General features: G+C 71.3%; 11 protein-coding genes and 1 tRNA gene. 2 read left to right on the forward strand and 10 right to left on the reverse strand.

Translation table 11 applies throughout. From position 1 onward, the window contains the following. Window positions 1-8: 8 nt before the first annotated feature. The 5 genes from LUU90_RS05650 to LUU90_RS05670 form a co-directional block, all read right to left on the reverse strand. Entirely contained in the window at window positions 9-1,649 is a 1,641-nt protein-coding gene (locus LUU90_RS05650) for an anchored repeat ABC transporter, substrate-binding protein (RefSeq protein ID WP_275002351.1), read from the reverse strand. Next, the gene (locus tag LUU90_RS05655) at window positions 1,646-2,383 is read right to left on the reverse strand and encodes a class I SAM-dependent methyltransferase (RefSeq protein WP_275002352.1); all 738 of its coding nucleotides are present in this window, start codon (window positions 2,381-2,383) and stop codon (window positions 1,646-1,648) included. The genes LUU90_RS05650 and LUU90_RS05655 overlap by 4 nt, the downstream gene beginning before the upstream one ends. After that, window positions 2,380-5,145, reverse strand: coding sequence for a TIGR03773 family transporter-associated surface protein (locus LUU90_RS05660; protein ID WP_275002353.1), 2,766 nt, complete (start codon window positions 5,143-5,145; stop codon window positions 2,380-2,382). The genes LUU90_RS05655 and LUU90_RS05660 overlap by 4 nt, the downstream gene beginning before the upstream one ends. A 52-nt stretch (window positions 5,146-5,197) precedes the next feature. Next, complete coding sequence (locus LUU90_RS05665; RefSeq protein WP_275002354.1) at window positions 5,198-8,533, reverse strand: choice-of-anchor M domain-containing protein; 3,336 nt, start codon at window positions 8,531-8,533, stop codon at window positions 5,198-5,200. 130 nt (window positions 8,534-8,663) lie between these two features. Then, window positions 8,664-9,221 (reverse strand): hypothetical protein, encoded by a 558-nt coding sequence (locus tag LUU90_RS05670; protein ID WP_275002355.1) that lies wholly within the window; start codon window positions 9,219-9,221, stop codon window positions 8,664-8,666. Between the two features lie 273 nt (window positions 9,222-9,494). Here LUU90_RS05670 and LUU90_RS26460 point away from each other — a divergent pair, with 273 nt between their 5' ends. Further along, entirely contained in the window at window positions 9,495-9,704 is a 210-nt protein-coding gene (locus LUU90_RS26460) for a transcriptional repressor (protein ID WP_425596207.1), read from the forward strand. Here the strand turns inward: LUU90_RS26460 and LUU90_RS05675 are convergent. The 5 genes from LUU90_RS05675 to LUU90_RS05695 form a co-directional block, all read right to left on the reverse strand. Next, window positions 9,632-9,943: a hypothetical protein gene (locus LUU90_RS05675; protein ID WP_275002356.1), complete on the reverse strand. Its 312-nt coding sequence runs from the start codon at window positions 9,941-9,943 to the stop codon at window positions 9,632-9,634. The two genes, LUU90_RS26460 and LUU90_RS05675, sit on opposite strands and share 73 nt — an antisense overlap. A 403-nt stretch (window positions 9,944-10,346) precedes the next feature. After that, window positions 10,347-10,423, reverse strand: a tRNA-Pro gene (locus LUU90_RS05680). A 175-nt stretch (window positions 10,424-10,598) separates the two neighbouring features. After that, the gene (locus LUU90_RS05685) at window positions 10,599-11,285 is read right to left on the reverse strand and encodes a PAS and ANTAR domain-containing protein (protein ID WP_275002357.1); all 687 of its coding nucleotides are present in this window, start codon (window positions 11,283-11,285) and stop codon (window positions 10,599-10,601) included. Between the two features lie 162 nt (window positions 11,286-11,447). Further along, window positions 11,448-12,098, reverse strand: a complete 651-nt coding sequence (locus tag LUU90_RS05690) for a PAS and ANTAR domain-containing protein (protein ID WP_275002358.1) — start codon at window positions 12,096-12,098, stop codon at window positions 11,448-11,450. Between the two features lie 325 nt (window positions 12,099-12,423). Next, the gene (locus tag LUU90_RS05695; protein ID WP_275002750.1) at window positions 12,424-13,467 is read right to left on the reverse strand and encodes a LacI family DNA-binding transcriptional regulator; all 1,044 of its coding nucleotides are present in this window, start codon (window positions 13,465-13,467) and stop codon (window positions 12,424-12,426) included. A gap of 216 nt (window positions 13,468-13,683) precedes the next feature. Between LUU90_RS05695 and LUU90_RS05700 the strand changes: the two genes are divergently transcribed. Continuing rightward, window positions 13,684-15,609 carry a glycoside hydrolase family 127 protein gene (locus LUU90_RS05700; protein WP_275002359.1) on the forward strand — a complete coding sequence of 642 codons (1,926 nt, stop codon included), beginning with the start codon at window positions 13,684-13,686 and terminating at the stop codon, window positions 15,607-15,609. Window positions 15,610-15,629 lie beyond the last annotated feature (20 nt).

A 15,629-nucleotide genomic window follows, 5' to 3' on the forward strand; every position in this document is an offset into this window, starting at 1 on the left:
CTCCTTCTTCACTTCAGGCATCGCCGGAGGCTGTCCGCGTTGGCGCGCATCAGCTCGACGTAGGTCGTGACGCGCTCGTCGAACGCGTCGGAGTAGATCTCGCAGACCTGCAGGTCGTTCTCGCGCGCCACCTCGGTGAGCACGGTGGACCGGGCCGCGAGGTTGGGCTCCAGGAACACCGCCGGAACGTCCAGTGCCTGGACCGTCCGGGTGAGCTTGATCCGGTCGGCCACGCTGGGCTCGGCGGCGGGGTTCGGCGTGACGAAGCCGGCGATCTCGACGTCGTAGGCCCTGCCGAGGTAGGCGAACGCGTCGTGCGTGGTCACCAGGTGCCGGCGGGAGCGCGGGATCTGCGCGATGGTCCGCTCGACGTACGCATCGGTCTCCCGCAGCTCGGCCAGGTAGGTCTCGGCGTTCGCGCGGAACTGGTCTGCCTCGTCCGGGGCGGCCGCCGCCAGGGTGTCCCGGACGACCTCCACGTACGCCTGGGCGTTCCTGACGTCCTGCCACAGGTGGGGATCGATCTCACCGTGCACGTGCTTGCCCAGCACCGCCTGCGGCAACAGGTAGATCTGCTCCCCCGGCCTGCCCAGGAACCCGAAACCGGGCTGGGCGGGCACCGCGGCGAGCGCCTTGTTCGGCACCGAGACCACCGTGTCAGCCGGGTCGAGCACCTCGACGTGGGCGTGCTGCGGGTCGTGCTCGTCCTGGCCCTCGTGCCGACCCTCGTCCCGGCCCTCGTCCCGGCTGTCCGCGGGGGCCTCGCCTACCGGCGTGTCGGCCTGCAGCACGACAGCCCCGTCGTCGAGGTCCACCGTGACGTCCGCATGGCCGCCGTCGAGCACCCGAGCGCCCGTCATTCCGGGTACCGAGTGCGGGTCCACCCCGACGGCGAAGGTCACGGTCGTCTCCGCCAGCGGCACCGGGTTCCCGCCGTGCTCGACCACCAGGTCGGACCCCATAGCTACCCGGTAGATGCCCGGTTCTGTGAACGCCCAGCTCATGTGAGTGTGGGCATCCGTGGGGAGGGTCGCAGTATCGCGGGCGTACCCGTCCGCGGCGTCGAACCCGTCGCCGGAGTCGAAGTAGACCCGCGGCTGCCCGAACGTCTCGGTGAGGTATCCGGCCAGGCGGCCCGGGCCGTCCACGTCCGTCACCCGGAGGCGGGCCTCGGACGCCCGGGTGGCGCCGAGCTCCTCGCCCGTCCCGCTGACCCGCAGGCCGAGCCAGATGGTGTCCAGGTTGACGTTCTCGACCAGCGGGATCACCTCGGCGGCGTACTTTGTTGCCGACTCCGCCAGGGAGATGTTCGGGGCACCGTCGGGCAGGTTCGCGTCCAGGGTGGTGACCACCGAGTGGTCCTCCAGCAGCAGGTAGTTGCTGAAGGCCACGTCGGCGTAGACCACGTCGCGCACGTCGCGCAGGGTTGGGTCGTACGAGTGCGGGTCGCCCGTGGGCGGCACTATCGAGGTGACGTCGACGCCCTCGCCGGCCACGTTGCGCACCAGGTCGGCCAGGATCCCGGTCGTGGTCACCACCCGGAGCCGGGAGTCCTGCTCGGCGGTGACACTCCCGGCCCCGCACCCGGTCAGCAGCAGCGAACCCGCGACGATCCCGCCGACGGCCGTGCGCCGTCGGCGGGCCGTCACGCGATACCTCCCGGCGCGCGGAGAACCACGGTGCTCTGGTCGCCCGGCTCCACGCTCCAACCGTCCTGGTCCAGCTCTGCCGCGAGGGCCGCCGCGGTGACCGACGTCCAGCTGCCCTCGAAACGCTCCGCCCGGACCGCCCGGCCCGTCTCGTCGTGCACCTCGTACTCGCTCGCGTACCGGTTGTCCGCGTCGGAGGGCAGGTAGCGCACCACGTACCGCTGCGACCCGATCCGGCGTTCCTCGGTCATCAGCTCGGAGCTCCCGGCGCCGCCCGGGTCGACCGTCGCCACGCCGGCCGCGCCGAGAAGCAGCAGTGGTCGCAGGGCCGCGAAGGTCCCCGCGCGCTGGGCCACCGTGAGATGGCCCAGCATGTGCGCGCAGACGAAGCCCGCGAGCGGCCCCGCCACGTCCTGGAGGATCTCCGGCGCTGCGCCCGCGACGACACTGACCCGTTCGGCCAGATCGTCGTCGTCGGCGATGCGCGCGGTCAGCACCGCCCGCATCGTCCGCGACGGTTCGACGGCGACGATCCGCGCCCGTGTGCACGCCGCGAGCGTGCGGGTGCCGAGGCCCGTTCCGGCGCCCAGGTCCAGCAGCGTCGCCTCCGGCCCGAGATCGCCGAACGTCGCCTCGAACACGGGACGCAGGGCGCGCCACCGTTCGACCATGAACAGGTCGTGGAACTCGCCGAGTCCCTCGTAGTCCGACGTCGCCGCGGTGGTGCCCGTCATGCCTGTGCCCGACGGCGGCGCGCGACGACGACGAGCGCCGCTCCGGTCAGCACCAGGAGGCCGGCCAGCGCGAGCGGCTGGAAGACGCTCGCACCGGTGCTCGCCAACGCCGCGCGCTGAGCGGCGCTGAGGTCGCACTCCTCGCCCGTGGCCGTACGTCCCACATAGCTGGTCCGCTCGGTGGTCCCTGACGTGTCACCCACGGAGAACTTCAGCGTGGCGCTGTCCGACACCGTGCCACCACTCTTGAGCGGGACGGACTGCGTCATCGTCACGGAGTAGACGCCCGGCTCGGTGAATGCCCAGTTGGCGTGCACGTGCTGGTTCAGCGGTACGGACATGGACTTCGGGAACCCGGAGATGGTGCCGAAGTTCTTGGCCCCTACTCCCCCGAACGTGCCCGTGGAATACACGCCCAGATTGCCCGGTCCCTCGACCCCGTCGAGAGTGAACGTGACCGGCCCGTCCGCCGCCTCGATCAGACTGGGGTGCTGCGTGTTCCAGCCGATCCACGGCACACCCGACTCCTGGACCTGGCCCACGGACCAGATCGTCGAGCCGGCGCTGCCGAGGAACGCGAACTCGCTGCCCTCCGGAACCTTGTCCTCGGCGGCCTTGCTCAGCTTGAAGGTGAGCGACGCCGGGTCGACCCAGGAGGCGGGCTGCTTGCGGTCGTCCTTCACCTGGGTGACGAGCTTGCCGTCCTCGACCATCGACCCGAAGTCGAAGTGACCGGACTCGATACCACCCACGCCGGGAGTGCTCACCTCGCGCGTGACGGGCTGCGCCACGCACTGGTCCGCCTGGTCGCCCGGCCCGTTCCCGGCACCCGGGTTGTTGTCGTCACCGGGATCGCCGGCCGGATCCGCGTCCGGGTCTGTGCCCGGGTCGGTGCCCGGGTCCTGGCCGGGGTCCTGGCCGGGGTCCTTGCCCGGGTCCTCTCCGCCGGGACCATCGCCCTGCTCCGCTCCCGCACGGAAGTGGTAGTCGACGGCGGTCCCCGTGATGGTGCGGCCGTCGGCAGTCCGCAGGCGGGGGGTCACCGTCAGGTGGTAGTCGCCCGCCTCGGTGAAGACCCAGTTGGTGTGCACGTGCGCGTTCGCCGCGACCGGGATCGTCCCGCCGGCGGACGAGGTGGTGTCGATGTACCGGTTGACCGGCTGGCCGAACGAGTCGTTCTGGAACGTGAACACGTCACCCGGACCGTCGACCTTCACGACGAGGGACACCGGGTTGCCCGCGGCGGGGGTGATTCCCGTCCCCGCCAGGGAGGGCAGCAGCCGTTCGGTGCTCCACCCCGCCCACGGCAGGTACTCCTGGTCGCTGCCCGTCTGCGAACCGAGCCAGGCCTCCTGGCCGCCGTGCTCGCCGAGGAAGGCCCAGGCACCGGTAGCCTCGGGCAGCTCGACCTGGCCACGAGGATCCTCGTACGCCAGCGTCACGTCCTCGGGCGAACGGTAGACCGTGCGGTCGGCGTGGATGCGGGTGTCGTCCTTGACCGCCAGGGTCAGGCGGCCGGAGTCGTCGTCATAGGTGGTCTCGAAAGCATCGGCATGCCCGTGGTCGAGCACGTACTTTCGGTCCTGACCAGGCTCCGGATCCGTCCCCGGGTCCGTCGGCTTCGGGGTCGGAGTCGGTGTCGGGGTCGGCGTCGGGGTCGGAATCGGAGTCGGGGTCGGAGTCGGAGTCGGAGTCGGAGTCGGAGTCGGAGTCGGAGTCGGGTCCGGCACGGGCGCGACCGAGAGGGTCACGTGCTCGGAGGTCCCTGCGACCCGGTCACCGTCGAGCAGGACCGCCCGGACACGTGCGCCGTCGTCCTCGATGTCGACGGCACGCTCATAGGTGCCGGCTCCCTGGCCGGCGACGGGTGCGAACTGGTCGGTGCCCGCTGGCGCCACCTCCCACCGGTAGGTGGACAGCTCGGTCGGCGGCGTCTGGGTCGCCGTCAGCACGGCGGTGTCGCCCGCCGTGTACTCCGCCTGGTCGGCGGAGACGGTGACCGCCGTCGTGACCGGACGCTCGCCCACCCGTACGTGATAGGTCGCGGCATCTCCGGTGATGGTCGCGCCACCCGATGTCGCGAGCGACGGTGTCACCGTGAGCGTGTAGTCGCCCTCCGCGGTGAAGATCCAGTTGGTGTGCACGTGCGCGTTCGCGGCCACGGGGATGGTCCCGCCGTCGGACGTCGTCGTGTCGAGGTACCGGTTGATCGGCTGACCGAACGAGTTGTTCTGGAAGGTGAACACATCACCCGGCCCGTCGACGGCGACGGCGAGCGACACGGGCTGGCCGGACGCGGGCGTGATGCCGGTCCCGGCCAGCGAGTCCAGGAGCCGCTCGGTGCTCCAGCCGACCCAGGGGCTGTATCCCTGGTCGCCGCCGGACTGCGAGCCGAGCCACACCGTGTCCCCGCCGTACTCGCCGAGGAAGGCCCAGCCGCCCTCGGCCGGGGGCAGCTCGACCTGGCTCTGCGGGTCCTCGTAGGCGAGGGTCGTCGACTCGGGCGTCCGGAAGACGGGTTCGCCGTCATAGATCCGGGTGTCGTCCCGGACCGCCAGCACGAGCTTGCCGGTATCGGCGTCGTACGTGGTCTCGAAGCCGTCGACGTGCCCGTGCGTGAGCACGTACTCGCGGTCGGGCACGGTGGCGGACGTCGACCCTGCGGCGAACGCCGTGGAGCTCAGCGCGGGGACGACGAGCGCGCCCAGCAGCGCACCGACGGCCGCCAGGGCGGTCAATTTATGAGAACGATTCTCAGTCACGGTTCGAAGTGAACCAGGACTGAGAATCGTTATCAAGAACGAATCTCCCATTTCACCCGCTCGCAGGACGCCGTCCGATCCCTGCTCGACGCCCGAACATGATCAGGGCGATGCCCGCACCGAGGAGGACCACGGCGAGCAGCACGACCGCGCCGGTCTCGAACCCGGTCGCCGCGAGCGGCCCTCGGTCGGCCGGTGCGGCACCGGGCGGTGCCCCGTCGGCTCCGGGGTCTTCGGGGTCAGCACCCGGGTCACCCGGGTCAGAACCCGGGTCGTCCGGACCGGGACTCGGGTCCGTCGGATCCGGGTTCGGGCTCGGGCTCGGGTTCACCGGATCCGGGCTCGGGCTCGGACTCGGGCTCGGACTCGGGCTCGGACTCGGGCTCGGACTCGGGCTCGGACTCGGGCTCGGACTCGGGCTCGGACTCGGGCTCGGACTCGGGCTCGGGTCCGGGCTCGGGTCCGGGCTCGGGTCCGGACTCGGGTCCACCGGATCCGGGTCCTGCGGCCCGGCCGCGAACTCGGCGGCCGTGAGCCCGCAGTGCTCCTCGGTCACTAGACGCGCGTCCACCCCGACGGCAAAGAGCAGCACCGCCGTGTCGCTCGCCGCCGAGACGTCAACCTCGAGAGCCGCCTGCGACACGTCCACGCAGTACACCCCGGCCACCGTGAAGGCCCACGACCCGTGCGCGTGCTGCGCGTAGTCGAGCCGGTCCGCATCGGCACCGAGCAGCACACGCGGTGCGCCCCAGTCGTCACCACCGGAGTCGAACAGCACGAACTCGCCCGGCCCGTCCACGCCCCGCAGCGTCCAGCGGACCGCGTCCGCCGTGGCGCCGTCCGACACGTCCAGGTTCCAGCCCGGCCAGACGAGATCTGGGGTCGGGCTCTCGGGCAGCACCCACACGGGGTCGCCTGCCTCGCCCAGGAATGCGTACCGGTCGTCACCCGGCACGGCGACGCGTGCAGCGTCCGGCACAGCGAACGCAACGTCGGCAGGGTCGTGCTCCTCGGACGGGATCACGGAGTCGTCGCGTACCACGGTGGTCAGGCTGCCGGGCGCGATGCGAGCCAGCAGGTCGACGTGACCGCTGCGCAGCACCGCGCGGTCGGTGACGGGCCATTCAACAGGGTCGCCGGGACCCGGGTCGGGGTCCGGATCCGGGTCCGGATCCGGGTCTGGGTCCGGATCGGGGTCGGGGTCGGGGTCACCGTCGGGCGAGCACGGCTCAACCTCGGCCGGGTCGACGCCGGCCGCGACGGTCAGCGTGGTCGTCGCCGATGCCGCGGTCCCGTCGGCCGTGGTGCCCGCGAGCGTGGTCGTCACGCAGTAGCGGCCCACTGTCGTGAAGAGCCATTGCAGCAGGTTCGCTCCGCCCGGACGGACCTCCGCCTCGGACGCCTCATAGCCTGGAACGGTGCTGAGCAGCGCGCCCTCGTGCCCGGGTACGAGGGCCTGCCGGTCGTCGACCACGAGGAACTCGCCCGGCCCGGTCACGTCGTCGAGCGACCAGGCCAGATCGCCCCTCCAGTCGGCGGGGTCCAGGTGCGCCAGGTCGAGGTCCACGGCGTTGAGCTGACCCGAACCTGGCCCGAGCTGGTATCCGTCGATCCGGTCCGGCTCGGCGTCACGCCAGTCCTCCCGCAGTCGCTGGACGTGCAGCCAGCGCGGGGTCGTTCCCGTCGTCAGCACCACGTCCGCCGGGTCGTGGCGGACGCCGTGCCCGTGCAGGTCCCCCGTAACCAGGCCGACACTCAGCTCACTGCCGGCCAGGCGCGGGGTCAGGGCGGCGAAGGACGCCCGACCCAGCTCCTCAGGGGTCAGGACGCGCGTCACCTCACCGGGTACGGCATCCTCCGGGGCGGCGGCGTGGCTGCGCGCCCGGTCGGCGTCGCGCTGCATGCAGGTGGGCGCCGACGTCGGGTCGTAGCCGGTACCGCCGACGACGAAGGTGAGCACCATGTCGTCGTCGCGCGCCGCGCCGGCGACCGTCGTGGCCGTGGAGGTGATTCGCGCGCAGTACGTGCCTGGTGCGGTGAAGTCCCAGCTCAGGTGCTTGTGGCCGAGCGTGCGTTCGAGAGCCAGGCGGGCCTGGGGCAAGCCCTGGCGGGTGGAGAACCACGGGGCGGCCCCGGAGCGGACGTGAGCCTCGTCGGCGCCGAGGAAGAACTCGCCCGGCGGCGGACCACCGTCCGCCCCGCTCACGCTCTCCAGCCGCAACGTCGGCAGGCGGTCGTAGTCCTGCTCGCTGAACGCCTCCGAGGAGACACCGAGCCACGGCAGGTCAGCCTTGGGCACCTTGGGCAGCCGGTAGATCGCACTGCCCGCTGGGGCGAGGAACGTCGAGTCCGCTGTCGGGGTCGGTTCCGGCACCGTGACCCGCGCGGCGTCGGGCACGTGCACCACGAGCGTCTCCGGTTCGTACCACTTCAGAAAGTTCCCGCGAGACTCGCGGACCATGAGGCGCAGCTCGTCCTCGCCGGGTCGCAGGGACAGGTCCGAGTGCGTGGTGGGCAACAGCACGTTGTTCCGCGGATCGGTCAGGTCGGCGGGGTCGGGTGCGTCGGGATCGGGATCGGGGTCAGGATCGGGATCGCCGGGCTCGTCGGGTGGAAGCACCGGAAGGTCCGGGTCCGCCGGGGTGCCGCACTCCGCGGTGGCCGCGTCCGGCACGTTGCCGACGGCCACCCGCATCGTCACCACGGGTGAGGTCCGCACCTGCCCGTCCGTCCCCGTCACCGAGACGCGCAGGTCCAGGCAGTGCAGGCCCAGGTCCGAGAAGAGCCAGCTCTGGTTCTGCGGCGGGGAGATGCTCGCTGCGCTCGGGGCGTAGGTGACCTCCGTGTGCAGCCCGTGGCCGGCGTACCAGACCCGGTTCATGGTCACGCCGGGCATCGGGACCGGACCACCGATCGCCACCAGGCCACCACCACGCGCGTCGGTGAGCTCCCACGTGACTCCGTTGCGCGCGACCTGGTCGCGCGGCAGGCCGTAGTTGTTCAGCCGCGGAACGACGTCGGTCCCGGTGAAGTCGAGCGTCGGGAAGTCCTGGCTCGTGCCCCACAACTCCGTCCCGGGCGGGCCGAGCGGCGCCAGCCCCGGGTCGTCCGGCGTCGTCACGGCAAGGGGACGCGGCACCGAGATGACCACATCGTCGGGGGCATATCGGTTGGTGATCGTGGCCGGGCCGGACTCGGCGGACCAGCCGACGTCGATCACCGGCTCACCATCCTCGAGCAGCGCGTTGACAAAGGCGTTGCCGCCGTCGAGGACGACGCGCGGGGCCGCGCCGGTCTCGGTGACGGCCGTCGCGGGCTGCGCCGTCGCCGAGACACCGGCCGGCACACCGGCCACGACGAGCCCGAGGGCGAGGGCGGTAGCCGCCACCCGGCGACTCGGTTCGGACTTCCTGACCACGGCGGGCCTTTCTCTCTCGATGCGCACTGTCCGCGCACGGGCTGCTGGTCGATCCGCGCAGTACGGGGAGGACGGCGCGAACCGTCCTCCCCGTCCCAGGTCAGGAGCGCTTGAGCGGGACCTCTTCGGACAGCACCGAGACGCTGCCATTGACGGTCACGTCGAACGTCAGCAGGTACGTGCCGGTGCGGTTGAAGGACCAGGTCAGGTCCTCGTGACCGCTACCGTCCAGCACGACACTGCCGGAGGCGTCGGTCTTGCTGGCCAAGATGCTGCCCGCCGCGCCGGTGCCCGAGAGCGTGCCGCCCGTGCTGCTCGAGTCGAGCGGCGTCGGCTCGAACTCGACGTCGAGAACACCGCAGGACTCGCCTGCCTCCACCGCGAAGCCCACCTCGGGCCCGCTCGTGCCCGTGAAGGTCAGCCAGTCACCCGCGGGCAGCTCGACCTCGCTACCGCCGACGTGCTCGTGCACGTGGACCGCGACATCAGACACCTCGCCGAAGGCATCGCACTCGACCTCCGCAGCGATGTCGAAGTGGCCCGAGGTGCGGTCGGCCGCTGCTGCGGGTGCTGCAAGCGCCCCCGTCATCCCGGCGGCGGCTCCCATCGTGACCAGCGCCGCTGCGATCCGACGCCCGGTCTTTCGCTTGATCATCATCTGGTTCTCCTCCATCTCGGCGCGCGCCCGAACTCGGACAAATGAGAACGATTCTCACGCACGCGAGGAGTGAAGCAGGAGTGAGAATCATTATCAAGAGGTACCGGCCCAGGTTCACCCGCCCTTCGAGACCCGGCAGGGCGGGTGGGCTCGACAGCTTGCCGCACGGTGCGCATTGAGAACCGTTCTCAGGACTGGTTGACTGCGCCGGATGAGAATGACTTTCAGAAGTGGTTGGCGCTCACCCCTCCGCACGCCGAGCGCCAAGGCTCGATGAGCGGCCGCTCACGGCGGACTTCGCCACGTTCGCTGGTCCAGCGCGAGCTGGCGACGAGCGAACGGTTCCGCACCGTGAACGAGATCCACCTCGCCCTGGCAGACCGGAAGCACCGGGTAAGCCTGTCGACGACCTACCGGACCCTGGCAAGGCTCGCGGAGGGAGGGGGGACTGCTGTGAGATCCACCCATACCCACGGCTCGTGATGCCACGGCCGCACCGCGCCAATCACCAGTTCGACGGTCACGCCCACGGGCGGCAACTTTTTCCTCAGTAGCCGCACCCCGGGTTCGCGGCCGCGGCGAATCACGTCGAGCGATGCGCCCACCGACTGGAACCCATGGATCTCAGCGGTGAGCCCCCATGGGTGATGACCCGTGACAGTGGCATAGACGTTCTCGCCTCGACGCAGCTCGCTAAGGGGGCGGTTCTGGTTGTCATCCATGGTCGCGGCAACCCTAATCCCTGCACTGCACCGGCTCTAGCTCGCCCTGTCATGCAGGTCCGACACAGAAGCGTCAAGCAGGTCCCGCGTCAAGACAGGTTGCCGGAGAGCCATTACCCGAAGGAAACAGCGAGCGAAGTCTTGTCGTCCTGCGGCTTGGAGCGCGGCCAGCATCGGCCGTCCGCGTCATCGTCCTCGGCGTCATGGATCCGCTGGAGCGACTACTCCGATTGGACGAAGCTCGTAGCGGACCTGGGCTTCGAGGGCTTCCGCATCCACGACCTGCGCGCGACGATGCGCTGGGCCTCGCTGCGGCGGCTCTGATGGCCTACCAGGGGCGAGCGTGAACGGGGTCCTGGTGGGACACGGTGGGGAGCGAACTACTCCCCCACCGTGTTTTCCCTGGTCGGGCTGACTGGATTCGAACCAGCGACCCTCTGCTCCCAAAGCAGATGCGCTACCAAGCTGCGCCACAGCCCGTCGTCCACGGAGACGCGTACGCCTGCGTGACCCGCGCGAACATTACGTACACGCGTAGGACAGATCGTAACGGATTCACACCGGCAGGTCCGGCTCATTCCGTCCCGGCCAACCGCCTCGCTCCGGGCGGCTCAACAGCTCCCCGGGCCAGGCCGTGAACGTCAGGCGCCACGCGTCAGAGGTCGTCCGGCGGGATCGGGTCCGCGAGGAACTTCTCGATCGCCTCCTTGGTCGGGACCTCGGTAACGTCCGAGCCGGAGAACAGGTGCACCAGGGAGTAGGCGACGTCCCGGACGGCGAGGTTCGACCGGTTGGACGCCTCGCGCAGCACGTTCATCGCCGCTTCGTCCTCGATGCCGTAGACCACCATGAGCACGCCCTTGGCCTGCTCGATGCCCGACCACTGCGCCGCCGACGCCTTGATCGACGCCGTCGCCTCGCGCGCTGCGGCCTTCCGCTGCGCCTCCGTGACATCGATGAAGTACCCGAACAGCTCGTTCACGCGGCCGGTCGCGAAGGCACGCCGCCCCTGACCGGTCACGGCGAGCGTGCGGGTCCTGCCCTTGGCATCCACGATGCGGTGCACCGAGCTGAACGGCTCGCCGGTCTCGGCCGCACGCCGCAGCACGCCGTCGACCCGGTCACGGTCCTCGGGGTGCTTGTGCGACAGGATCAGGGGCGTCGTCGGCACGATCTCGCCCGGCTCGAAGCCGTGCATCTCGTACACCTCGTCGGACCACTCCCAGGTTCCGGTCGCCAGGTCAAGCTGGTAGCGCCCGACCGGTGGCTTGGCGCCTGTCGCGAGGGCTTGCTCAAGCTCGTTCTCCAGCGGCGGTCGGCCGGCTGACGATGCAGTGGTCACGGAGGTCCTCGGGGCTAGGTCGTGCGGCCGATGTCCCGGGTGCGGGGCACAGGACCTGGTGGGGTTCAGAATATCGCGCCGTCGGGCACATGCGGCGAAGCCGGACCGTGCAGTTCAGCACGGTCCGGCTTCGTCGCGGGCGGCGGTCAGGGCGGGCGTCGGTCAGTGCCGAGGCACTCCGGGTGCCGGTGCGCCCAGGATCTCGGCCACGTCTGCCGCGGAGCTGCCTGTCGCCGTGAGCTCGATGATGCGCCGCGCGACGTCGCGGACGGCGACGTTCGTGTGGTTGGAGGTCCTGCGCAGCTGCTCGAACGCCTCGTCGACGTCGACGTCCAGCGCGAACGCGATGATGCCCTTCGCCTGTTCGATGGGCGCGCGGGTGGCGGCCGAGGCGCGGATGGACACCGACGCCGCCTTGCCGGCTCGTTCCTGGACCGCGGTGGTGACATCGACGAAGTAGCCCACCAGCTCGGACACGTGGCGCGTGTCGGGATCGCGCCGGCCCTGCCCGACCACCGTCAGCGTCCGCTCCCGGCCGCGGGCATCCATGATGCGGTGGACACTGCTGAACGGTGCGCCCGTCATGGCGGCGCCCTCGAACATCCGCGACACGCGGGGGCGGTCCTCCGGGTGCTTGTGCGCCAGGACGAGCGTCATGGTCGGCACCACGTCACCAGGCTCGAAGCCGTGGATCCGGAACGTCTCGTCCGACCACCACCACTGTTGCGTGGCCAGGTCGTACCGGTAACGCCCCGTGAGGTGGGTCGTGCCAGGCGTGAAAGCACGCCCGGTATTCGTGGGTTCTGCGGTCATACAGCAGCCTTCCTCGTCGCTATCTGCGCCGATGAGCCGCTGCCTGACTCTTTCCCGACCGTAGCGTCGAAGCGACTCTACCGGAAGTCCTTGGATGAAAACTCTCTTCTTGCGGACTGGCCCGAGGTGAGCTGGTGGACAGAAGCCGTACTCGGCCGATCGGCACCGACCCGTTGCCCCGCACGACCTCGGCATTCGGCTGCCAGCTCGAGTCGCAAGCGTTCGACGAGTACTACCCGGCGGCGTGGCCCCCGGCCCGGCAGCTGTCAGACGTACAGGTCGCGCGAGTGACCTGCACGTCTGGCCCCGGTCAGGACCGACGTCGTCACCCGTCCCCCAGCGTCGAGGCCCGCACGACCAGCCGCGGAGCCAGCCGTTCGACGCCGCGCGCCGGCTCCCCCTCGATCGCGGCGATCAGCAGCTCCGCGGCCCGCTGGCCGAGCCGTTCGAGCTGCATGTCGACGGTGGTCAGCGGTGGCCGGCTCGCCAGCGACATGACGTCCCAGTCGTCGTAGCCGGTCACGGCGACGTCGTCGGGCACCCGCAGTCCGCGCTCCCGGAGCCGGTCGCAGCCGCCGCGCGCGAGCTGGTCGGAGGCGAACACGATGGCGTCCACGGCGGGCGCTCCCCCGGCCGCGCCGTCGGCCACCGCCCCGCCAGGATCCCGGCCGAGCACCGCATCGACCGCGCGCCGGCCCCACTGCTCCGACCAGTCCCCGTACAACGCGGGGCCGACCAGCTCCAGGCCCCGGGCCGCGAGCTCCGCCACCAGGGTGTCGTGGCGCACGGTCGACGCCGCCTGCTCGGCGCGCCCGCCCACGTAGGCGATCCGACGGCGGCCGAGCGCCACCAGGTGCTCGACGAGCAGCCGCATGCCGGTGGCGTCGTCGGGCACCACCGAGGCGTCGTCGGGATCGACGGACGGCGCGAACGCGTAGACCACGGGCATCGGCACACGGATCGGCTCGCGCGGCTCGGTGGTGCGGCCGGTGACGATGATCCCGTCGACCCGCCGGGCCACGAGCGCCCGCACGTGGTGCTGCTCGCGGACCGGGTCGTGGCGCGCCGTCGCCAGCAGTGCCGACAGCTCACCGCCGACCAGCGCGTTCTCCGCGCCGAGCACCACCGGCAGCGAGAACCGGCCCGCGGAGTCCGTGCTGAGCAGGCCCACGGTGAAGCTGCGTCGCGCCGACAGGGAGCGTGCGGTCGCGTCGGGCACGAAGCCGAGCCGGTCCGCCGCCTCCCGCACCTTCGCCCGGGTGCTCTCCCGCAGGGACCCGGTGCCGTTGAGCGCCTTGGACACCGTGCTCGGCGCCACACCGGCCAAGGCCGCCACGTCGGTGATCCGCACCACCGGTCCCCGCTCCATCACGCACCGACCTCCCCGGTCCCGTTTCCGCCCGCAGCGTTTTCCTTTGGTATCACCCTCCGTGCCGAGCAGGCTCGGCCGAGTGGGCGCCATCGTACCTCTCAGCCCAGCACAGCCCTCGTTCTTGAGCAGTTTCGCCCGGACCTTTGACGCTCACCGGGCCGGTCCGTACATTAGGAAATCGGATTCCTTGTTTCCGTCTCGAAGGAGAGATCGATGACGACTCTGACCTCCAGCGGCACCACGCGGGGACCCGCCGAGCCCTCCGCAGACGCCCGGGTCCTGCTCCGGCCGCTCGCGATCGGGCAGGTCACCATCGACGCAGGACTGTGGCGCCGCACCGCCGACGTCAACCGGTCGGCGGCGATCCCCGAGGGTCTGGCACAGCTCGAGAAGGCCGGGAACCTGCGCAACCTGGAGATCGCCGCCGGAGAGGCGGAGGGTGAGGCGATCGGGCCGATCTTCGCGGACTCCGACGTCCACAAGTGGCTCGAGGCGGCGGCCTGGGAGTACGCCCGCGAGCCCGACCAGCGGCTCCTCGACGACCAGCTCCGGGTCACCGCGCTGCTCGCCGCGGCGCAGGCCGACGACGGCTACCTCGACTCCGTACCGATGCTCCGGAACGTCCCCCGGTACAGCGACCTGCCCTGGAGCCACGAGCTGTACTGCGCCGGTCACCTGTTCCAGGCGGCCGTGGCCCAGGTGCGCGGCACGGGCCGGCGCGAGCTGCTCGACGTCGCCGTCCGCCTGGCCGACCACCTCGTCGCCACGTTCGGCGATGACGAGGGCCAGCTCCGCGAGGTCGACGGCCACCCCGTGGTCGAGATGGGCCTGGTCGAGCTGTTCCGCGAGACGGGCACGCGCGCCTACCTGGACCTGGCGCGGTGGTTCGTCGAGGCGCGCGGCACCGGCATCATCGAGGGTCACGGCCACGCGCCGACCTACTACTCCGACCGCGTGCGGGTGCGCGAGGCCACCACGGTCGAGGGGCACGCCGTGCGTGCGGTGTACCTCGGCGCGGGTGCGGCCGACGTCGCCATCGAGACGGGCGACGCCGAGCTGCTCGCTGCCCTCGACACGCAGTACCGGTCGATGGAGCGCGGCAAGCAGTACGTCACGGGCGGGCTCGGGGCGCGCTGGGAGGACGAGTCGTTCGGCGACCCGTTCGAGCTGCCGACCGACCGCGGCTACGCCGAGACGTGCGCGGCGATCGGCGGCGTGCAGTGGGCGTGGCGCATGCTCCTGGCCACGGGCGAGGCCCGGTACGCCGACCAGATCGAGCGCATGCTCCTCAACGGGTTCCTGGCGGGGGTGTCGCTCAGCGGGACCGAGTACTTCTACGTGAACCCGCTCCAGCTGCGCAGCGACGCGCACCCCGAGGGCGACCGCAGCCCCGCCCACGGCCGGCGCACCTGGTTCAACTGCGCCTGCTGCCCGCCCAACATCATGCGCACCGTCTCCAGCCTCACCGGTTACGTGGCCACGGCGGACGGGCCGAGCCTGCAGCTTCACCAGTACGCGTCCGGCACGGTCACGGCCCCGCTCGACGGCGGCACGCTGCGCCTGCGTGTCGAGACCCGCTACCCGGACGAGGGCCGCATCGCCCTGCACGTCGAGGAGGCGCCCGACGGCGAGACGATCCTCGCGCTGCGGGTCCCCGCCTGGGCCGACGGCGCCACGCTCGACGGCGAGCCCGTCCCCGCCGGCTCGTACGCCCGCTCGACCCGCCGGTTCGCCGCGGGCGACACGATGGTCCTGGACCTGCCGATGACGCCGCGCCTCACCGTCGCCGACCCCCGGGTCGACGCCGTACGCGGGTGCGTCGCCATCGAGCGCGGCCCGCTCGTGTACGCGCTGGAACAGCCCGACCAGGAGGACGGCGCGGTCGTCGACGATCTGCGGATCGACGTCGCCGGCGCGCTGTCCGACGAGTTCCGGCCCGACCTGCTCGGCGGGGTCACGGTGGTGCGGGCCCGCGGCGCCGTCGTCCCCGGGCCGGACGCGGACGCCACGACGCCGTACGCGCCGGTAGCGGCGTCGGCCCCTGAAGCGACGCGCGAGGTGACGCTCACGGCGGTGCCGTACTACGCGTGGGCCAACCGCGGCCCGCAGCCGATGCGGGTCTGGGTGCCGGTGCTCTGACCACCGCAAGGCAAGGGAGA

The organism is Promicromonospora iranensis (assembly GCF_028994775.1).
In the GTDB taxonomy this organism is placed as follows: Bacteria; Actinomycetota; Actinomycetes; order Actinomycetales; family Cellulomonadaceae; genus Promicromonospora; species Promicromonospora iranensis_A.